Genomic DNA, 20,743 nt, shown 5'->3' with positions numbered 1-20,743 from the left:
TACGTAAACAATCTTCTTAACCCGAAGACAGCCCTCCATCATTTCCAATCTTGTCCGAATTTTGGCACTCTTCGGAAATTTCAGTTACATGTACGAATACGTAAACAACAGAAAATCAGCCTTATAATTCTTAGTCATCAAAACCAAAATCCCTGGCCTTTGCCCTCTCTGTCAGGAGAATACGCATGTCGCGGCTACGGGGTTGGAGACGCGCCTCATTCGGCCTAAATGACATCATGGAAATTCAGCTTTCAGACGCACAGGATTCGCGGCTGACCGACACAGACGGGAGTGACATGGCACAGACCAATGGAACGGCACTGATTACCGGCGGCGCAAAACGCATCGGCGCGGCCATCGCGCGCGATCTGGGCCGTCACGGCTTTTCCGTGGCCATCCATTGCAGCCATTCGCGCGACGCTGCCGACCGGCTCGCCGCCGAAATCATCGAGGCAGGCGGACGGGCCGCCGTTCTGCAGGCCGACCTGCGTGATGGCAAGGCGACACGGGCGCTGATCGGCCAGACAGAAGAGGCGCTGGGCCTGCCGTCCGTCGTGATCAACAATGCCTCGATCTTCGAGGATGATGCAGTCTCCGACTTTACCGACGAAGGCTGGGACGCCCATTTCGACCTTCACGTCAAAGCCCCTGCGCTGATCGCACAGGCGCTGACAAAGGCCCTGCCCGAAGATGCGCAGGCCCTGATCGTCAACATGATCGACCAGCGCGTATGGCGACTGAACCCGCGCTTCTTCACCTACACGCTTTCCAAATCCGCGCTCTGGACCGCGACACGCACCATGGCGCAGGCGCTTGGCCCGAACATCCGCGTCAACGCCATCGGCCCCGGCCCCACCCTGCCCAACCAGCGCCAGCAGCAGGAAGATTTCGACCGTCAGACCGATGGCCTCATTCTGGGGCGCGCGCCGGATCTGGACGATTTCGGCCGCACGGTGCGCTATCTCTGGGAGACGCGCTCGATCACCGGCCAGATGATCGCGCTCGACGGCGGCCAGCACCTGGCCTGGGAAACGCCTGACGTGGCGGGAGTGCCCGAGTGAACGCCAAAACCGTCCTCAAGGAGACTGCCCCCAAGGAACCGGCAAACCTCGCCCTCGACTGGGACAGCGGCGAGACCACCGATGGCGTGGTCGGCATCGAGGTCATCCAGTCTGCGGTAAAGCGGCTACCGAACGCACCCGGCGTCTACCGGATGATGAACGCCGAGGGCGATGTTCTCTATGTGGGCAAGGCCCGCAGCCTGAAGAAGCGCGTCACAAACTACGCGCAGGGGCGCGGCCACACCAACCGCATTGGCCGGATGGTGCGCGAAACGGCGTCGATGGAGTTCGTGGTCACGCGAACGGAAACCGAAGCGCTGCTTCTGGAAGCCAATCTGATCAAACGTCTGCGCCCGCGTTTCAACGTGCTGCTGCGCGACGACAAATCGTTTCCCTATATCCTTCTGACCGGCGACCATTCCGCGCCCGGCATCTTCAAGCATCGCGGCGCGCGCTCCAAGAAGGGCGATTATTTCGGCCCCTTCGCCTCCGCCGGCGCCGTCAGCCGCACCATCAATTCGCTGCAACGCGCCTTTTTGCTGCGCACCTGCACGGATTCCGTGTTCGAAAGCCGCACCCGCCCCTGCCTGCTCTATCAGATCAAGCGTTGCTCCGGCCCCTGCACCGGCGAAATCAGCGAAGCCGATTACGGCGAACTCGTTTCGGAAGCGAAGGCTTTCCTCTCCGGTCGCTCCAGCAGGGTGAAGGCGGAGATCGCCAAATCCATGCAGGAAGCCTCCGAGGCGCTCGATTTCGAGCGCGCCGCGATCTATCGCGACCGGCTTTCCGCCCTTAGCCACGTGCAGAGCCATCAGGGCATCAACCCGCAGGGTGTTGAGGAAGCCGATGTCTTCGCCATCCATCAGGAAGGCGGGCAGAACTGCATTCAGGTCTTCTTCTTCCGCACCGGGCAGAACTGGGGCAACCGCGCCTATTTCCCCAAGGCGGACCCGGCGCTTGAGGCCAATGAGGTGCTCGGCGCGTTTCTCGCCCAGTTCTATGACGACAAGCCCTGCCCGCGCATGGTGCTCCTGTCGCATGAAGTCGACGAGCAGGAGCTTCTCACCGAGGCGCTTTCCACCCGCGCCGGCCGCAAGGTTCAGGTGCTGTGCCCGCAGCGTGGCGAGAAGAAGGACCTGACCGACCACGCGCTTCAAAACGCCCGCGAGGCGCTTGGACGGCGACTGGCGGAAACCTCTTCGCAGGCGCGCCTGATGGAGGGGTTTGCCGAAACCTTCGGACTGGAAGAAGCCCCGCGCCGCATCGAGGTCTACGACAACTCGCACATCATGGGCACCAACGCGGTGGGCGGCATGATCGTCGCCGGAGCGGAAGGCTTCGCCAAGAACCAGTATCGCAAGTTCAACATCCGCTCGACCGACATCACCCCCGGCGATGACTACGGCATGATGCGCGAGGTGATGCAGAGACGCTTCTCCCGCCTCATCAAGGAGAACGGCCTCCCGATTGCCGGGGACGCACAGAAGACCGGTGATGACGAGGCCGACGCTCCCGAGATGGCGGACATGCCCGCCTGGCCCGATGTCATTCTGATCGATGGTGGTCAGGGACAGCTGGCGGCCGCCGCGCAGATCCTCGAGGAACTCGGCATCATGGAAATGGTGACAGCCATCGGCGTCGCCAAGGGCGTCGACCGCGATGCCGGACGCGAGCGCTTCTTCATGGCCGGCAAAAGCTCGTTCACCCTGCCGGTGCGTGATCCCGTGCTTTATTTCATCCAGCGGCTGCGCGACGAGGCGCACCGTTTCGCCATCGGCTCGCACAGGGCGCGCCGCAAGAAGGAGATGGTGAAGAACCCGCTTGATGAGATCAGCGGCATCGGCCCCGGCCGCAAGCGCGCATTGCTGCATCACTTCGGCACGGCCAAGGCTGTCAGCCGCGCCGGCATTGATGACCTGATCGCCGTGGACGGCATCTCCGAGGCAATTGCCCGCCAGATCTACAATCATTTCCACGAAAACGGCTGAAGCGGCGTTCTTTCGTCGCGGTTACCCCGGTTGGCGCTTGCCGTTCGCTCCCGGTTCTGATTTGACAGGTAACGATTGGTATTTGCCAGTCGAGCCCGACGGGCGTGTGTTCGTCGTGTCCTCGCGCTTGGGACGCGGTGATTTTAAAATCAATGGGTTGGAATGTGTCCGCACATTCCGGGGCAGACCTGAGCAGGATTGCGCTTCATGGCCAGACGCAGAACGCCGGCATTCAACATCCCGAACCTCCTGACTTATGGCCGCATTCTTGCGGTGCCGGCGATTGTGCTGTGCTTTTTCCTGGAGGGACGGCTGCAATCGAGCGACTTCGCCCGCTGGTCGGCGCTGGCGCTCTTCATCCTCGCCAGCATTACCGATTACTTCGATGGCTACCTGGCGCGCATCTGGAAGCAGACCTCGAATATCGGCAAGATGCTTGATCCCATCGCCGACAAGCTCCTCGTCTCCACCTGCCTTCTCCTCCTGGCAGCCGATACCGACCGCACCATCGCCGGATGGTCACTGTGGGCTGCGATCATCATCCTGTGCCGCGAAATTCTCGTTTCTGGCCTGCGCGAATATCTCGCAGCACTCAAGGTCAGCGTTCCCGTGACGCAGCTCGCCAAATGGAAGACGACGATCCAGATGGTCGCCATCGCCTTCCTGCTGGCCGGCCCCGCCGGTGACAAGATCCTGCCCTACACCACCGAGATGGGCATTGTGCTTCTTTGGATCTCGGCCGTCGTGACGCTTTACACCGGTTATGACTATTTCCGCGCCGGGCTGAAGCATATTGTGGAGGAATGACCGTGAAACTCGTCTATTTCGCCTGGGTTCGTGAGCGCATCGGCCTGCCGGAAGAGACCGTTGACCTGCCCGCCGACGTCAAGACAGTGACGGACCTGCTCGCCTGGCTGAAAACCCGTGGCGAAAACTACGAAACCGCCCTTGAGCGGTCCGACGTGATCCGCGTCGCAATCAATCATGAGCATGCCGAGCACACGGCCGCCCTGCCCCGGAACGGTGAAGTGGCGCTCTTTCCGCCCATGACCGGGGGCTGACCATGACTGCGCCTTGCGAGCCTCTGGTGCGTGTTCAGGCAGAGGATTTCGACCCTGCCGCCGAAAGCCGCCGCCTGACCGAAGGCCGCCGCGACGTTGGCGCGGTGGTGAGCTTCACCGGGCTTTGCCGCGATGAGAACGGGCGGCTTGATGCGCTCGAACTCGAACACTATCCGGGCATGGCCGAGGCCGAGATCGCGCGCATCGCTGCCAAGGCGGTCGAGCGCTGGCCCCTGACCGGCCTGACGGTTATCCACCGGTTTGGCCGCATTGCCCCTGGGGAAAACATCGTGCTCGTGGTCGCTGCCTCCTCGCACCGCCGGGCTGCCTTCGAATCTGCCGATTTCCTCATGGATTTCCTGAAATCCCGCGCTCCTTTCTGGAAAAAAGAGCATGTTTCCGAGAAAAACAGCGGAGACTGGGTCGAGGCCAGGGCGGGCGATCTGGAAGACATGAAACGCTGGCAGCGCTGATCAAACCTCTTCCCTTTACCCTTCACTAACGATAGCCGGCTTTTCTCCCGTTCCTAGACATTTGGGCAAGCCGTTACAGGTTATAGCATTCCCCTGAGTTATCTTGGTGGGAGAGCAATGTCTGAGAATATCCAGACGATGCTGGCGACGCAGGCGGGCCTCGCCTGGTGGATCGCGGCTGGCGGCCTTCTGGGCTGTCTTGCGTTGGCCTATTGCCTGTTTCGCATGCGCTCAACCTATCGCGCCGTGCGTGACGAGCAGGTGAACCATCAGGAGCTGATCGACAATCTTTCCGAGGGCATCTACCGCTCGCTGCCCAACGGCCGCCAGCTGAGCGCCAACCCGGCCCTCGTGCGCCTCAATGGCTATGACAGCGAAGCCGAGCTCCTGGCCGGCGTCACGGATATTGGCAGCGAATGGTATGTGGACCCGGCCCGGCGCGACGCGTTTCGCGCGGAGCTTGAAAAGAACGGCAAGGTCGAGAATTTCATCTCGGAAGTCTATCGCCACAAGACGCGCGAGCGCATCTGGATCAGTGAATCGGCGCGCCTCGTGCGCGACCGCCGCACCGGCAAACCGCTCTATTATGAAGGATCGGTGCGCGAGATCACCGAGACCGTGAAGCGCCTGCGACTGCAGGACATGTTCGAGAAGCTGACATCGCAGCTTCCCGGCGGCCTGTTCCAGATGCTGCGGCGCAATGGCGGCCGGTTTTCCGTACTCTACACCTCGCGCGGTTTCCGTGATCTGCTCGGTTATGAGTATAATGCGGTGCCCGGCGACCCCAATTCGATCCTCCACATGGTGCATGCTGAAGACCGCGCACGGTATCTGGAGACGCTGCGCCAATCGGGCATGAACCTCTCCGCCTGGGAGTGCGAGTTCCGCCTGCATGCCGTCGATGGTTCGGAGAAATGGCTGCGCGTCGCCGCGATGCCCGAAAGCACCGAGGACGGCATCGTCTGGCACGGCTACCTTTCCGACACGTCTGCGCGCAGAAAAAACGAGCTCGAAATAGAGCGGCTTGCCTTCTTTGATCCGCTGACGGGACTACCCAACCGCCGCTGCCTTTTCGATGCGGTCGGCAAACAGATGGAGGCATGCAGCAGGAACGGCAATCGCGGCGCGATCCTCTTCATCGACCTCGACAATTTCAAGACGCTCAATGACACGATGGGGCATGATGTCGGCGACATCTTCCTCAAGCAGGTCGCCACGCGCCTGCAGGCAGCCGTCGCCCCGGGCGACACGGTCGGGCGTATCGGCGGCGACGAGTTCGTCATCGTCCTCTCTCTGAGCGACACCACCGCCGCCAGCGCCACGCGCAACGCGATTGTGGCGGCCAACCGTGTGCTTGCCGCCCTCCGCCAGGAGTTTACGCTTGGGCAGATGACCCATCGCACCTCCGCAAGCGTTGGCGTGCTCGTTTTCGATGGCAGCGAGCGCGGTCCCGAAGTTTTGATGAAGAATGCCGACATGGCCATGTATCAGGCCAAGAGTTCGGGCCGGAACAATGTTGCGCTGTTCGACCCGCGCGTTCTGCAGAAGGAGCGCAAGCGCTTCCGCCTCCTGAGCGACATGCGCGGCGCGCTGGTGGAGAACAATCTGGAGCTCCACTACCAGCCGCAGGTGAACATGGTGGGGCATGTGGTGGGGGCCGAGGCGCTGTTGCGCTGGAACCACGCCGATCACGGCGCCCTGTCGCCAAGCGATTTCGTGGGACTGGCCGAACAGCACGGTCTCTCGGAGCTTCTGGGCCGCGGTGTCATCGAAACCAGTGTTCGCACCCTGGCCGAATGGAAGAAGAACCCGCGGCTGGAAGGGCTGCGCATGGCGGTGAACATCAGCCTCAAATCGCTGCGCGATCCGGATTTCGTCGCCTTCCTGCATGACCGGCTGGAAGAGCATGGGCTCAATCCGCAGCTTCTCACACTGGAGATGACGGAGCGTGTGCTGACCAGCGACCAGATGCAGATCCAGCGACGCATGAACGAACTGAAGGCGCTTGGCGTGCGGCTGTCGCTGGACGATTTCGGAACCGGCTATTCCTCCATCGCCTATCTGAAGAAACTGCCCTTCGACGAATTGAAGGTGGATGGCAGCTTCATCGCCGATATCGAAGCGAGCGAAAACAACCGCGCACTGGTGCAGAGCATGCTCGACATGGCCTCCACGCTCGGCCTTTCGGCCGTGGCGGAGCATGTCCAGACGGCCCGGCAGGAAGCGCTTCTGAAAGCATCCGGCTGCGCCTTCTTCCAGGGCTGGCTCTACGGGCGCGCCATGACGGGCGAGGACTTTGCCAGGTTCGTTCTCGACCGCAACCCCACCTCCATTCTGCGCTTTCCCGGCTCCACCCGGCAGGGCGCATAAAAAAACCGGGGCCTGAGCCCCGGTTTTCAAACTGGTGGTTCGTGAAGAACCTTCAGAATGAGAGCATTGCCGCTTTTCGTTGGATCGCGAAAACGCTCTCATTCATTGTTCTTGCGCAATTCCGGACGGGAAACCGGTTCCCACTTTTCCTGGAATTGCTTTAGCCGACGATCTCGAGATCGGAGAACCAGTAACGGATCTCTTCAGCAGCCGTTTCCGGAGCATCGGAACCGTGGACGGAGTTTTCGCCGATCGAAGTGGCGAATTCCTTGCGGATGGTGCCCTCGTCAGCGTCTGCCGGGTTGGTGGCGCCCATAACTTCGCGGTTCTTCAGGATTGCGTTCTCGCCTTCGAGAACCTGAACGACGGTCGGGCCGGAAGACATGAACTCGCACAGTTCGTCAAAGAACGGACGCTCTTTGTGAACGGCGTAGAAGCCTTCTGCCTGACGGCGGCTCATCCACACGCGCTTGGAAGCGACGACGCGCAGGCCGGCGTCCTCGAGCTTCTTGGTGATTGCGCCGGTCAGGTTGCGCTTCGTTGCGTCCGGCTTGATCATAGAGAAAGTGCGTTCGATCGCCATGGTCTGTCCTTCGATTGTCTGGATTTAGGGCCTTGGCCCATGTTTGAAGATGGCGCGGTCTATAACCGGCCAGAGCCCACATGGGAAGGGCCAACGCCGCCTTGCATGATTTCAGCCCGCTGAGCGGCGGTTTTCACACCCGATCCGTCATCTCTCCTTCATCGAAAGGCGCCGACGTCGCTCAGGCAGCCGGCACGCGACGGCCCAGACCGTCATGCAGTTCCAGACACCGCTCGAACCAGTGTGCGACGGGATCGTCCTCCGCGATGAAAGGGAACGGCGATATGACGCGCGCCCACTGGAAGACGCCGGCCACGATATAATCGGCGAAGAGCGGTCCCTCCCCGCCCAGGAATGGTTGCCGCTTGACCACGGCGCGCAGCGGGACGAGTGCATTGCGAAACGCTTCAAGCCGCTCCTCGCGCCCCCGGGCGACATCCTCGAGCACGCCACCGAAGCGCGCCTCGCGGGTCTGGCGGAAATAGGCCTGGTCATCTTCTTCCAGAGCCGCGTGTATCTCCGGCAGAAGAGACGCGCCGACGAACGGAACAAGCGTTGCATTGGCCCATTTCTCGATGAAACGGGACAGAACCACGCCGCCCTCTCCGCCAAACAGGCTTGGCCGCTCCGGGTAGGCTTCTTCCAGATGGAGCGCGATGGCGAAGGAATCGCCGACCAGCGTTTCGCCATCCCGGATCAGCGGAACCGTTTTCGTGGCCCCGCCCTCGATTGCGCCGATTTGCGTGAAGGGCACCGGTACGGTCGTGAAATCGAGCCCCTTATGCGCCAGGGCAAACGCCACTTTCCAGCAATGCGGGCTGAAAGGACGCGCTGCATCCACGCCCACAAGTTCATAAAGTGTAATGGTCACAACTCGTCCTCTCGATTGCGATTGGCGCTGTCAGATGCGAGAGGATTTCATAATCCGTTCGCCATGCAATACGCTGGGGCGAGATTCTCTTGTTCCAGCCTCCCGGACAAAGCAATGAAACAGCAATTCCAAATGTTGGCCGCCTACAATCTCTGGGCCAACGCCCGGATCTACGATGCAGCCGAGACGCTGGACCCCGACGCGCTTGATCGCGATATCGGCCTCTACTTCAAATCCCTGCTCAGAACCCTCAATCACATTCTGGTGGGCGACCTGATCTGGATGAAGCGCTTCACCGGCGAAGGCGCATCCCCCGCTGCGCTGGACACCATCTTGCACAGCGCGCTGCCCGCCCTGCGGATTGCCCGTGACGACGAAGACAAACGCATTGTGGAATGGATCGATAGTCTGGACGAGGCTGCGTTTTCAGGACGTTTTACCTATGTGACCGTTACGGATGTTCGCACCGTTTCACAGCGGCTTGCGCCCGCACTTGTGCATTTCTTCAATCACCAGACGCATCATCGCGGTCAGGCGCATGCCGCATTGTCGATACTGGGCGTGGAAGCACCGTCACTGGATCTCATATATTTTCACCGCACAAAAGACGGAGCAAGATTCGCCTGATGCGCGACCATTCATTACAGACTTAAAACAATAAATTTGATTATATATTTCACAAACTTCGACTCTACAATTAAACCCTCAATCCAATAGTACCCTTCACTTTTTCATATTGCCCCTACCATCCTTGAATGGACGAAAACCGCCATCAAGGAGGAGAACCATGAACAAAGTGCAGAATGGAATTCTCGCAGGCGTGGCCAGCGGGGTCATTGCATTGGCCACGATCACCCCAAGTCAGGCGATTGATGTCAGCGTCGGTGGCATCTCCGCATCGGTAGATACGGATAACGGCCTTGGCGCCAGCGTCGGTGTGGATCAGGGCGGCACAAGCGCCGGTGTGGGCGCGTCAGTGGGCGGTGGCAGTGTCGCAGGCGTTGACGCCAATGCCTCCGTCGGCGGCGCGGCGAGCGTCTCCAGCAGCACGAGCGTGGGCGGAAGTGGAGGCGTGGTCGATTCCGGCACGACGGCTTCCCTCGGCGGCAGCGGCGGCGTGAATGCCGGTGTCGACGCCAATATTGGCGGCGGCGGTGGCGGGATTGGTGTTGGCGTCGGTGTTGGCACGGGCGGCACGGGAACGCCCGGCACAGGAACACCCCGCGCGGGACGACCGGGCAGCACCAATACCGGCATTTTCAGCAGCGGCAACAATATCGGCCAGCGCGCGCTGAGCGGCATGAGCAATCAGCAGATCGCCGTCTATCGCAAACGCTGCGTCAGCATTCTGCGTGATCCGAACGCCTGGGATTATGCGCTGGTGCAGATGTGCAAGGCGCTTCGTCAGGCTGCGGCCCGCTAGGGTCAGAACCCATTAATATGGCTGCAACAGGGGCTCCGGGTGCGGTCCAAATTCCATGGGCCACACCTGTCTGCTTTTGGCAACACTGGTGCGGTTCTGTTGCGTCAAGTCAGCCGCTTTGAAAGTGACGCCTTGCCAGCCCGACGGCGAACCGTCAAAACGCCGTCATGTTGACGATTTCAAACCTTTCGCTGCGCATTGCCGGCCGCCTTCTGATCGACCAGGCATCGCTCTCCCTCCCCGCTGGCACCAAGGCGGGCATTGTCGGCCGCAATGGCACCGGCAAGACGACCCTTTTCCGCGCCATCACCGGAGACCTTGCCTCCGAGTCCGGCACGATCAGCCTGCCCAGGGGCATGCGCATCGGCCAGGTTGCGCAGGAAGCGCCGGGGACGGAAGAGCCGCTGATCGACATCGTTCTGCGTGCAGACACCGAACGCGAAGCACTTCTGGCCGAGGCACAGACGGCAACCGACGCGCATCGCATCGCCGAGATCCAGACCCGGCTGACCGATATCGACGCCCACTCGGCGGAAGCGCGGGCAGCCGCGATCCTTTCCGGCCTGGGTTTCGACGCCGAAGCGCAGAAGCGCCCGGCCTCGTCGTTTTCCGGCGGCTGGCGCATGCGCGTGGCGCTGGCTGCGGTTCTCTTCACCCAGCCCGATCTTCTGCTGCTCGACGAACCGACCAACTATCTGGATCTGGAAGGCACGCTGTGGCTCGAGAACTATCTCTCGCGCTATCCGCATACCGTGCTCCTCATCAGCCATGATCGCGACCTGCTCAACCGGGCGGTCTCGTCCATCGTGCATCTGGAACACAAGAAGCTCACCTTCTGGCGCGGCGGCTACGACCAGTTCGCCAAGCAGTATGCCGAGAAGGCGGAGCTGCAGGAGAAGATGCGCGTCAAGCAGGACGCCCAGCGCAAGCACATGCAGGCCTTTGTCGACCGCTTCCGCTACAAGGCGTCGAAAGCGCGCCAGGCGCAGTCGCGCCTGAAGGCGCTGGAGCGCATGTCGCCCATGGCCGCCGTGCTGAACGAGACGGTGTTGCCCTTCCGTTTTCCCAATCCGGAGAAGGCCGTCGCCTCCCCGATCATCGCCCTCGATGGCGGAACGGTCGGCTACACGCCCGGCAAACCCGTTCTGCGCGGGCTCACGCTGCGCATCGACAATGACGACCGGATCGCGCTTCTCGGCTCCAACGGCAACGGCAAATCGACCTTCGCCAAACTGATCGCCGACCGGCTCACGCTCGAAAAGGGCACCAAGACCGTCGCGCCGGGGCTGAAGGTTTCGATCTTCGCGCAGCACCAGCTCGACGATCTGCGTCCCGATGAAGACGCCTATCAGCATCTGCGCCGACTGATGCCGGATGCACCGGAGGCGAAGGTGCGGGCGCGGGTCGCGCAGTTCGGCCTGACGACGGAAAAGATGTCGACGCCGGCGCGCGACCTTTCGGGTGGCGAGAAGGCGCGGCTTCTGATGGGGCTTGCCACATTCGAGGCCCCGCACCTGCTCATCCTCGACGAACCGACCAACCATCTGGACATCGACAGCCGTGAAGCGCTGGTCGAGGCGCTGAACATGTTCGAGGGCGCGGTGATCCTCATCAGCCATGACCGGCACCTGATCGAGGCCACGGCCGACCGGCTGTGGATCGTCGGCGGCGGCACCGTCTCGCCTTTTGACGGCGACATGGACGATTACCGCAGCCAGATGACCGGAGGCGCGAGCCGGAACCGGGAAAAGCGGGAAAGCGACAAGGCCTCCAAGGCCGACAAGCGCAAGGAAGCTGCGCGCAAGCGTGCCGCTCTCGAGCCCTTGTCCAAGGAGATCAAGGCGACCGAGGGACTGATCGACCGAACGCGCAAGCGGATCGAAGCCATTGAGGCGCGGCTTGCCGATACAAGCCTCTACGACAAGGAACCGGAAAAGGTCTCTTCGCTCGCCAAGGAGCGTTCGGACCTTGCCGACATGCTTTCAAAGCATGAAGATCGCTGGCTGACGCTTTCCACCGAATATGAGGAGGAAATGGCCTCGTGACGCGCGCGCTTACCATCGGCTTTGATGCGGATGACACGCTCTGGCAGAATGAGCGCTTCTTCCGCATGACCGAAGCGCGCTTCGCCGAACTGCTTGGCGACTTTGCCGATCCCGATCATCTGACGGAGCGGCTTCTCGATGCCGAGAAGCGCAATCTCGGAAAGTATGGTTTTGGCATCAAGGGCTTCACCCTGTCGATGATCGAAACCGCGATCGAGGTGACCGGGGGCCGCGTGCCGGCGGCGACCATTCAAAACATTCTCGACGCCGGGCGCGAGATGCTCGACCACCCGGTCGAGACCCTGCCCCATGCCCGCGAGGCGCTGGAGCGGCTTGTCGGTCGGCACCGGCTGGTGCTGATCACCAAGGGCGACCTCTTCGATCAGGAGCGCAAGCTGGCGGCTTCGGGTCTCGGCGACTGGTTCGACGCGGTCGAGATCGTCAGCGACAAATCACGCACGACCTATGAGCGGGTTTTTGCGGCCCATGGCGATGGCCCCGAACACGCGATGATGATCGGCAATTCGCTGAAGTCCGATGTGATTCCGGCCATTGAGGCCGGTTCGTGGGGTGTTTTCGTGCCGCATGACCTCACCTGGTCGCACGAGCATGCGGAAGCGCCGGAAGACGCGCCGCGCTTTCGCGAGATCGCGCATCTGGGCGAACTGGAAGAATTGCTCGCGGAGATCATTTAGTTTCAGCTGAACATACTGAAACAGAAAAAGGGCTGCGCGAGGCAGCCCTTTTTGTATTGGTTCGGCAAATAGACGGAAGGCCTCAGGCCTTCTTCTGCCAGCGCCGATCCGGCCCCTGCTGCCAGTAAGTGACCGCGTGGCCTGCCGATTTCAGCGCCTTCCAGTGCTGACGCGCGGCGTTGAGCTGATCGGAATCATGGCCATCGAACATGAGAACCGCACGTTCATAACCATCCACCGCGCCCGGATCCGCGCCATCCACGAAAAAGCGGATCTGCGCATCGTTTGGGTTCGCCGACACATCGGTCAGAAGCACCGGCTGGTGTTCGGGATGCTCATCCCGATCCGTGCCATGGGCGAGAAAGGCCTCCTCGCGCCATGTCCAAAGCCAGTTGTCGAGCGCCTCGCAGCGCTCCCGGCTTCCGGTCTGGATGGCCACCCTCCATCCCCTCTCGAGGCTTTTCTCCACCAGAGGAGGCAGCGCCTCCTCCAGCGTCGATTCGGTGAGGTGATAGAAGAGAACGTCCATCGACCTATTCGTAGCTGTCGGCCACGAGGCGGTCGAGCAGACGCACGCCGTAGCCCGAGCCCCAGGAACGGTTGATCTCGCTGAGCGGCGCGCCCATGGCGGTTCCGGCGATATCCAGATGCGCCCATGCGCCGTCCTTGACGAAACGCTGGAGGAACTGGGCGGCCGTGATCGAGCCGGCCATGCGGCCGGACGAGTTCTTCATGTCGGCATTCTTCGAATCGATCAGCTTGTCGTATTCCTCGCCGAGCGGCATGCGCCACACCTTCTCGCCCGTCGTCTCGCCGGCGGCGGAGAGACGTTCGGCCAGCGTGTCGTCATTGCTGAAGAGACCCGCGCGGTGATGACCGAGCGCCACCATGATCGCGCCCGTCAGCGTGGCGAGATCGATCATGAACTGCGGCTTGTAGCGGTCATTGCAGTACCAGAGCACATCCGCGAGCACGAGACGGCCTTCCGCGTCCGTGTTGATGACCTCGATGCTCTGACCGGACATGGAGGTGACGATGTCGCCGGGGCGCTGGGCATTGCCGTCGGGCATGTTTTCCACGAGGCCGATCATGCCGATAGCGTTGACCTTCGCCTTGCGGGCGGCCAGCGCATGCATGACGCCGACAACGGCAGCCGCACCGCCCATGTCGCCCTTCATCTCTTCCATACCGCCTGCCGGCTTGATGGAAATGCCGCCCGTATCGAAGACGACGCCTTTGCCGATGAAGGCGACCGGCTTGTCCTTGGACTTGCCGCCGTTCCACTCGATGACCGCCAGACGCGGCGGACGCACCGAACCCTGCGCAACACCGAGCAGCGAGCCCATGCCGAGTTTTTTCATCTCTTTTTCGGTAAGGATTTCGACCTTTGCGCCGAGCTTTTCGAGTTCCTTGGCCTTCGCTGCGAACTCGACCGGTCCCAGCACATTGGCGGGCTCATTGACGAGATCGCGGGCGACAAGAACGCCGTTCGCCACGGCCTCTGCCCGCACGAACGCCTTCTTGGCGGCGGACGGGTCAGCGCACTGAATGGTGATCTTGAGCTTCTTCGATGGCTTGTCGTTGCCGTTCTCGCGGCTCTTCGTCTTGTATTTGTCAAAACTGTAGGTGCGCAGCAGCATGCCGAGCGCGATATTGGCGGCATCCTCGGCGCTGACCTCGGCCCCGTCGAGATCGGCGACAACGCTGACAGCATCGGCAGATTTCGCGGCGGCAAGGGCGGCACCCCCGATCTTCACCCAGCTTTCCTCGCCGAGTTCGTCCGTCTTGCCTGCGCCGATCGCGGTCAACCGGTCAAGCTGCGAGCCGGCCGGCGCCAGAACCTCAACGCTCTTTGCCAGTTTCCCGGAAAAGCCGGACACCTCGAAGGCGCGCGCCAGAACGCCTTCCGGATCGCAGGCCTTCGCATTGTCTCCCAGTCCGCCACCCTGCGAAGCCAGGACAATGGCGGTGCCCTTTTCGGGCATTGCGAACTTGGCGAAAGAGACGCTCGGTCTGTCGGTCATGATAATTCCCAGATTTGCGTGATTTCTCGTTTTGAGAGATGCCGGCGATCTTGGAGGTTTTATGAAGATTGGCAAGGGCTGTGCCGAGGCGCATTCTGTTTTTTCGCGCGCGCAATCATTGATTGCGGTGCGGCTATTGGGCAGTAAGCAATCTGTTAACTGCGTTTGTTTCGCTTTTTCTAACCAATCCCGCCCACTGTCACCCTTGGGACAAGAAATGGTGGGCCGCCCTTCAAAGCCGGCAGTTGAGCATTGTGCACGTGGAAGCGGGCCGTTAGGTTCGCGCGCGCCGGTTGAGGGCTGTTCCAACAAAACGGATTGTCGATTTCCATGCGGGTAATCGAACTTTACATCATGCGCCGTACCTTCGCGCTGTTCGCAGCCGCGTTGCTGTGGGTGCTCGCGCTGGTGTGGACCACCCAGGTCCTGAACCGCATCGACCTTGTGACCGATAGCGGCCAGTCGGCCGGCACGTTCTTCATGGTCGCCGCCCTTGTCCTGCCTGCCGTTATTCCCATCGTGATCCCCTTTGCGCTCGGTATTGCCGTGGCGCAGACGCTCGCCACCATGAATTCCGATTCGGAACTGGTGGTCATCAATGCGTCGGGCGCGCCGCGCGCCACCATCATCCGGCCGATCCTGATCATCGCCATCGGCGCCAGCGTTGCATCCTTCCTGATCAACAACACGGTTGAGCCCGCGTCCCGCCAGGCCTTTCGCACGCTGCTTGCCAATGCCCGCGCCGACCTGATCACCACGGTTCTTCAGGAAGGCAGCTTCCAGAAAGTGGATGACGGTCTCTTCGTTCAGGTCTCGGAACGCCTTCCCAACGGTCTTCTGGGCGGAATTTTCGTCGCCGATTCGCGCGAAGAGAACACCAAGCTCATTTATCATGCGCGCACAGGTGCTGCCGTTGAACGCGATGGTGGCTCCATTCTGGTCATGCAGGACGGCATGGTGCAGCGGCAGTCGGCGAATGGCGACGTCTCGACGATCCGCTTTGATTCCTACGCCTTCGACCTCTCGCAGTTTTCCAGCAGCGGCGGCGGTGAACCCACCCTGCACCCCAAGGACCGTTCCCTCGCCTTCCTCCTAAATCCCGACCCGGACGACCAGTTCTACAAGAAGTCGCCACAGATCTTCCGGGCGGAACTTCACATGCGCTTCTCCGAATGGCTCTACCCGCTGGTCTTCGCCATGATCGGACTGGCCGTGGCCGGCGATGCGCGCTCCTTCCGCGAAGCCAGGCTGCACCCGATGGTGACCACGATGGTGATCGCGCTGCTTGTGCGGTGGGTCGGGTTCTATTCGGGCACCGAGGCCGAAAGCTCGCGCGTTTTCTCCTTCGTGCTCTATGCCGCCCCGCTTTTGATGATTGGCGTATGCGCGTTCTTCATCTTCACAAATCGTGTGATGGAACTGCCGACACACTGGGTTGAGAAGCTCAACGCACGGACACAGAAACTGACCGAGGCAATGACCCGCCTTCGCATCAAGCTGGCCAGCAAGCGCTCGCCCGAAGGAGGTCGCGGATGATCGGCCTGACACTTGGCGGCTATTTCTTCCGCCGCTACGCCTCGATTGCAGCCTGGAACTTTTTCGGCATCGGTCTTCTGATCTTCATCGTGACCTTTGCCGAGGTTTCGAGCCGCTCGGCGGGATTGCCGGGCTACACGCCGCAATGGGCCTTTTCGCTGGCCGCGCTGCAGACACCGATCATCCTTCTGCAGGCAATCCCCTTCATCGGTCTGATTGCGGCCATGGCCACGCTCATCAGTCTCAACCGCAAGTATGAGCTTGTGGTGGCGCGTGCGGCGGGCGTTTCAGCCTGGCAGTTCCTCACGCCCATCGCATTCGGCTCCTTCGTTTTCGGCGTGATCGCCGTTGCTGCGCTGAACCCGCTGGCAGCCAACGGCTTTGCCCAGGCGCAGCTTGTCGAGGCCGAGGTGCGCGGGGCAAAGAGCACAACCAATTCCGAAGCCGAACAGTGGCTCAAACAGCGTACGGGCAATGAGGAAACCATCATCGGTTCCACCTCTGTCCTCAGCGGCGGGCAGACCCTGATTCGCCCGACTTTCTTCCGAATCGATGCCGATGGACGCATCTATGAGCGACTCGACGCCGAACGCGCATTTCTGCGCGATGGTTTCTGGGAATTGCAGGACGTGTCACGTCGCCGCGGTACCGCTGCGGCAGAACGTATCGCAACGCTGCAGATCGAAACGAATCTCCAGCCAGAATTCGTTGGCGAGCAGCTTGCGCGCCCTGAAGCGACATCCATCTATGCACTGCCTGGAAAGATCGAAGTCGCGCGCTCCTTCGGGCTCAAGGCAAACGCCTTTGCCACGCATTTTCATTCACTTGTAGTATTACCCCTCCTGCTCGTCGCCATGACGCTGATTGCCGCTACGGTATCCATGAGATTTACGCGAATGGGACAGTCAGCAACGGTGATTCTGGGTGGAATCCTCGCCGGCTTTCTGCTTTATGTGGTTTCGGTCCTGGTCAAGGCGTTCGGTAGCGCCGGAGTTGTACCTCCGGTTGTAGCTGCCTGGACGCCTGTGGTCGTGGCGATGTTCTATGGGGTGACTTTCCTATTGTACAAGGAGGACGGTTAGTGGGGGTTTCGGCAAACAGAGCCGGCATGTCCGCACGGTTAGCGCATTTGATGGGCGCGACCGCGTTGGCGACCTTGTGCACCTATGCATTGCTTCCGCAGGGCACTGCCCTGGCGCAGACCGGCGGGCTGGACGTATCGGACCTTCCGCAAGACGCACAGATGCTGCTGACGGCGGACAATCTCATTTACGACAACGATCAGAGCACGATCACTGCCGCCGGCGGTGTGCAGATCGAATATGCCGGAAACAATCTCGTTGCAGACCGGGTCGTCTATGACCGGGCAACGTCCCGCGTTGTTGCGCGCGGCCGTGTGCAGATCATCGAGAAAGACGGCAACAAGATCTATGCAGACGAGATCGACGTCACGGATGACTTCCGCGACGGCTTCGTCAATGCGCTGCGCGTCGAGACTGTCGACAAGACCTATTTCGCTGCCGAGAGCGCTGAACGCTCAGGCGGTCGGCTGACCACCTTCAACAATGGTGTCTACACCGCGTGCGAACCCTGCCGCGACAAACCCGGCAAACCGCCGATCTGGCAGATCAAGGCACAGAAGATCATCTGGAACGGTGAATCCAAGACAGTTCGTTTTGAGCGTTCGCGATTCGAATTCTTCGGCATGCCGATTGCCTACCTCCCCTATCTCGAGGTGGCGGACCCGACGGTGAAGCGCAAAACGGGCTTCCTGATTCCGAGCGCTTCATACAATGACGAGCTCGGCTTCGGCGTCAGCGTTCCCTACTACCTTGCGCTCTCGCCTACGTATGACCTTACGGTAACAGGCACCTACTATACGAATCAGGGCTTCCTTGGCGAAGCCGAGTGGCGTCAGCGTTTCGACAACGGCCAGTACAGCGTCAAGATTGCCGGCATCAAGCAGCAGGACCCCGAGGCCTGGCGCCCGAACACGGTCAATGGCAGCGAAGACGGCCGCGGCATGATCGGCTCCAAAGGCCAGTTCCGCGTCAATCCGCGCTGGACCTTCGGCTGGGACGTGCTTGCGCAGACCGACAAGAACTTCTCGCGCACCTATGGCATCGGCGGGTTCTCGGACACGGTTCAGACATCCCAGCTTTATCTGACCGGCCTTGATGACCGGAACTTCTTCGACCTGCGCGCCTACCATTTCGACATTCAGGAAGACGTTCTGGACTCGTCACCGAGATCGCGTGACGATCAGCAGCCCTGGGTTCTGCCGACCTTTGACTATTCCTATACACCGGACATGTCGGTGGGTGGCGGCGAACTCAATCTCGATATCAATGTTCAGAACATCTATCGGGATCAGTTGAGTGGGCGCACTGTTTCCGGGATGCCATCGGCGTATGAGCGTATCGACGGTGTGGATGGGCTTGCCAGCCGCATGACGGCCGAAGCCGAGTGGAAGCGCTCTTTCGTCACGTCGGGCGGTCTCGTCGTGACCCCGCTTCTGCAGGCCCGTGGCGACGCGATCTACACCGATTACGACGCCACCACGGTCAATGGCATCACCAGCTTCGAGCTGAATGGCACCCCGGTCGGCAGCGATATGCGCTCATCCTACTATCGCTACATGGCGACGGCAGGTCTGGAAGCGCGCTGGCCGATCCTTTTCTCGACCACGAGCGCCAGCCACGTGCTGGAACCCGTGGCGCAGATCTTCGTCCGGCCCGACGCCCCCTATCAGGACAAGCTCGGCATTCCGAACGAAGACGCGCAGTCGCTCGTGTTCGACGCGACAACGCTGTTCGAGCGTGACAAGTTCTCCGGCTATGACCGCATTGAGGGTGGTACGCGCGCCAATGTCGGCATCCGCTACTCCGGCAGTTTCGCCAATGGCTGGACGGCTCAGGGCCTCTTCGGTCAGTCCTACCAGATTGCCGGCGCGAACCCCTATGCGGCTCCTGATCTGGTCAATGTCGGCGCCTATTCCGGCCTTGAGACGGACGTCTCCGACTTTGTCGGCATGATCGGTTTCGCCAGCCCGGGCGGCTTTGCATTCTCCGCCGGTGCACGGTTCGACGAGGAGACCTTCGACGTACGCCGTACCGACCTGAAGACCGCCGCCACCGTTGGCGCGGTAACCGGTTCGTTGCAGTACGCCTATATCGAGGCCCAGCCACTATACGGGTTTGAAACCGACCGACAGGAAGTGACGGGCGTCGCGAGGATCAAGTTCGACGAGAACTGGAGCGGTTTTGCTTCGGGCACTTACGACATCGAGAGCGAGACGGTCGTCAAGAACGACTACGGGTTCTCGTATGGCGATGAGTGCTTCATCTATTCGATGACCTATTCGCGCAGCGAAAACCGCGTGACCAAGGAAACCGACCATTCGTTCGGCTTCCGCGTGTCGCTGCGCACCATCGGCGACTTCGGCACCAGCAGCGGCGACTTCGGTTCGAGCTTCTGAGGCTGTGAGCCTTTGAACAGGCAGGCCGGGAGCTTCGCTTCCGGCCTCATTTGGACATGACCTCCCCTAAAGTCATGATTTTGCCCCAGGCTGGCGGATAAAACGGTCCAAGGGACTGTAGCTCCAGTGCATTTGCTGTTATCCCAGACGCAATTGCGGGGTGCAAAAGTGAGAAATGTGACGATGTTTAGCAATTGCAGGCGTATTGTGCGCGCGAGCGTGTTGACGTTGGCCGTGGCGACGGCAATGCCCATTCTCGGCGGTACCAGTGCCATGGCGACCGAAATTCGCTATGTGGTCAACAATCTTCCGGTGACCAGCTACGATATCGACCGGCGCGTCGCATTTCTGCGACTGCAGCGCGAGGGTGGCAATCTGCGCCAGAAAGCCACCGATCAGATGATCGAGCAGACGCTCAAGCTGCAGGAAATGCAGCGGCGCAACATCAACATCCCCAAAGAGATGGTGGATCAGGCCTATCAGCGCTTCGCCAGCGGAAACCGGATGACCACCAGCCAGTTGAACCAGGTGATGGCGCAGTCGGGCGTGACGGCAGCGCACTTCAAGGATTTCATCCGTTCGCAGATCGGCTGGAGCCGCGTCATGCAGGCGCGCAACAGCTCTTCCGGCGGCATGAGCGAGCAGGATGTTGTCGCCAAGATGCTTCAGCAGGGTGGCAACAAACCGAGCGCGACCGAATACATGCTTCAGCAGGTCATCTTCGTCGTTCCGTCTGCCGAGCGCTCGAAGTTACTTGGCAAGCGCCAGCGCGAGGCACAGGCGCTGCGTGGCCGCTTCCGGGGCTGCGATTCGACCCGTGAGTTCGCCAAGGGGCTGATCGACGTGACCGTGCGTGACCTTGGCCGTATTCTTGAACCGGAGCTGCCGGGCGACTGGAAAGACCAGATCAAGAAGACGTCTCCCGGAAACGCCACCGGCGTGCGCACGACAGAGCGCGGTGTCGAGTTCATCGGCGTTTGCAGCACGCGCGAAGTTTCCGACGACCGTGTCGCTCAGATGATGTTCCAGAGTGAAGGCTCGGGCGGCGAGGACATGGAAAAGGCCTCGCAGGAATATCTCGCCGAGCTGCGCAAGAACGCGCGCATCACCAAGCGCTGATTGTTCTTCATGAGCC

At 61.1% G+C, this 20,743-nt stretch carries 18 protein-coding genes; 14 read left to right on the top strand and 4 right to left on the bottom strand.

Going from position 1 to position 20,743, the window contains the following annotated elements; all coding sequences use genetic code 11:
• Positions 1 to 296 precede the first annotated feature (296 nt).
• From DEJ54_RS11770 to DEJ54_RS11745, 6 genes are all read left to right on the top strand, one after another.
• Positions 297 to 1,061, top strand: a complete 765-nt coding sequence (locus tag DEJ54_RS11770) for an SDR family oxidoreductase (RefSeq protein ID WP_113156241.1) — start codon at positions 297 to 299, stop codon at positions 1,059 to 1,061.
• A complete protein-coding gene (gene uvrC / locus DEJ54_RS11765; protein WP_113154735.1) occupies positions 1,058 to 3,049 on the top strand; it encodes an excinuclease ABC subunit UvrC in 1,992 nt (663 codons plus the stop codon). Before DEJ54_RS11770 ends, uvrC begins: the two co-directional genes overlap by 4 nt.
• A 207-nt stretch (positions 3,050 to 3,256) precedes the next feature.
• Positions 3,257 to 3,856 (top strand): CDP-diacylglycerol--glycerol-3-phosphate 3-phosphatidyltransferase, encoded by a 600-nt coding sequence (gene pgsA, locus DEJ54_RS11760; protein WP_113154734.1) that lies wholly within the window; start codon positions 3,257 to 3,259, stop codon positions 3,854 to 3,856.
• Complete coding sequence (gene moaD / locus DEJ54_RS11755) at positions 3,853 to 4,110, top strand: molybdopterin converting factor subunit 1 (protein ID WP_113154733.1); 258 nt, start codon at positions 3,853 to 3,855, stop codon at positions 4,108 to 4,110. Before pgsA ends, moaD begins: the two co-directional genes overlap by 4 nt.
• Before the next feature lie 2 nt (positions 4,111 to 4,112).
• Complete coding sequence (locus DEJ54_RS11750) at positions 4,113 to 4,583, top strand: molybdenum cofactor biosynthesis protein MoaE (protein WP_113154732.1); 471 nt, start codon at positions 4,113 to 4,115, stop codon at positions 4,581 to 4,583.
• A gap of 117 nt (positions 4,584 to 4,700) precedes the next feature.
• A complete protein-coding gene (locus tag DEJ54_RS11745) occupies positions 4,701 to 6,953 on the top strand; it encodes a bifunctional diguanylate cyclase/phosphodiesterase (protein WP_113154731.1) in 2,253 nt (750 codons plus the stop codon).
• A gap of 160 nt (positions 6,954 to 7,113) precedes the next feature.
• Here the strand turns inward: DEJ54_RS11745 and ndk are convergent, their stop codons facing one another.
• Both ndk and DEJ54_RS11735 read right to left on the bottom strand, forming a co-directional pair.
• The gene (gene ndk / locus DEJ54_RS11740; protein ID WP_113154730.1) at positions 7,114 to 7,536 is read right to left on the bottom strand and encodes a nucleoside-diphosphate kinase; all 423 of its coding nucleotides are present in this window, start codon (positions 7,534 to 7,536) and stop codon (positions 7,114 to 7,116) included.
• Positions 7,537 to 7,717: 181 nt separating this feature from the next.
• Positions 7,718 to 8,407 carry a glutathione S-transferase family protein gene (locus tag DEJ54_RS11735; RefSeq protein ID WP_113154729.1) on the bottom strand — a complete coding sequence of 230 codons (690 nt, stop codon included), beginning with the start codon at positions 8,405 to 8,407 and terminating at the stop codon, positions 7,718 to 7,720.
• A 114-nt stretch (positions 8,408 to 8,521) separates the two neighbouring features.
• Between DEJ54_RS11735 and DEJ54_RS11730 the strand changes: the two genes are divergently transcribed.
• The 4 genes from DEJ54_RS11730 (at position 8,522) to DEJ54_RS11715 (ending at position 12,570) form a co-directional block, all read left to right on the top strand.
• On the top strand, positions 8,522 to 9,034 hold the full coding sequence (locus DEJ54_RS11730; RefSeq protein ID WP_113154728.1) for a DinB family protein: 513 nt from the start codon (positions 8,522 to 8,524) through the stop codon (positions 9,032 to 9,034).
• Between the two features lie 160 nt (positions 9,035 to 9,194).
• A complete protein-coding gene (locus DEJ54_RS11725; protein ID WP_113154727.1) occupies positions 9,195 to 9,830 on the top strand; it encodes a hypothetical protein in 636 nt (211 codons plus the stop codon).
• A 167-nt stretch (positions 9,831 to 9,997) separates the two neighbouring features.
• The gene (locus DEJ54_RS11720) at positions 9,998 to 11,875 is read left to right on the top strand and encodes an ABC-F family ATP-binding cassette domain-containing protein (RefSeq protein ID WP_113154726.1); all 1,878 of its coding nucleotides are present in this window, start codon (positions 9,998 to 10,000) and stop codon (positions 11,873 to 11,875) included.
• On the top strand, positions 11,872 to 12,570 hold the full coding sequence (locus tag DEJ54_RS11715) for an HAD family hydrolase (protein WP_204360799.1): 699 nt from the start codon (positions 11,872 to 11,874) through the stop codon (positions 12,568 to 12,570). Before DEJ54_RS11720 ends, DEJ54_RS11715 begins: the two co-directional genes overlap by 4 nt.
• Positions 12,571 to 12,652: 82 nt before the next feature.
• Here DEJ54_RS11715 and DEJ54_RS11710 read toward each other — a convergent pair whose 3' ends face one another.
• Both DEJ54_RS11710 and DEJ54_RS11705 read right to left on the bottom strand, forming a co-directional pair.
• Positions 12,653 to 13,099, bottom strand: coding sequence for a DNA polymerase III subunit chi (locus DEJ54_RS11710; protein ID WP_113154725.1), 447 nt, complete (start codon positions 13,097 to 13,099; stop codon positions 12,653 to 12,655).
• Between the two features lie 4 nt (positions 13,100 to 13,103).
• The gene (locus tag DEJ54_RS11705; protein WP_113154724.1) at positions 13,104 to 14,594 is read right to left on the bottom strand and encodes a leucyl aminopeptidase; all 1,491 of its coding nucleotides are present in this window, start codon (positions 14,592 to 14,594) and stop codon (positions 13,104 to 13,106) included.
• Between the two features lie 330 nt (positions 14,595 to 14,924).
• Here DEJ54_RS11705 and lptF point away from each other — a divergent pair, with 330 nt between their 5' ends.
• From lptF to DEJ54_RS11685, 4 genes are all read left to right on the top strand, one after another.
• On the top strand, positions 14,925 to 16,130 hold the full coding sequence (gene lptF / locus DEJ54_RS11700) for an LPS export ABC transporter permease LptF (protein ID WP_113154723.1): 1,206 nt from the start codon (positions 14,925 to 14,927) through the stop codon (positions 16,128 to 16,130).
• The gene (lptG, locus tag DEJ54_RS11695) at positions 16,127 to 17,212 is read left to right on the top strand and encodes an LPS export ABC transporter permease LptG (RefSeq protein WP_113154722.1); all 1,086 of its coding nucleotides are present in this window, start codon (positions 16,127 to 16,129) and stop codon (positions 17,210 to 17,212) included. Before lptF ends, lptG begins: the two co-directional genes overlap by 4 nt.
• A 26-nt stretch (positions 17,213 to 17,238) precedes the next feature.
• Positions 17,239 to 19,608 (top strand): LPS-assembly protein LptD, encoded by a 2,370-nt coding sequence (locus tag DEJ54_RS11690; protein ID WP_245447520.1) that lies wholly within the window; start codon positions 17,239 to 17,241, stop codon positions 19,606 to 19,608.
• A gap of 183 nt (positions 19,609 to 19,791) precedes the next feature.
• Entirely contained in the window at positions 19,792 to 20,727 is a 936-nt protein-coding gene (locus DEJ54_RS11685) for a SurA N-terminal domain-containing protein (protein WP_113154720.1), read from the top strand.
• The last annotated feature ends 16 nt before the right edge of the window (positions 20,728 to 20,743 follow it).

The sequence above is a fragment of the Nitratireductor sp. OM-1 genome (genome assembly GCF_003296175.1).
Lineage (GTDB): Bacteria > Pseudomonadota > Alphaproteobacteria > Rhizobiales > Rhizobiaceae > Nitratireductor > Nitratireductor aquimarinus.
This window is presented reverse-complemented; position numbering and strand designations above follow the sequence as displayed.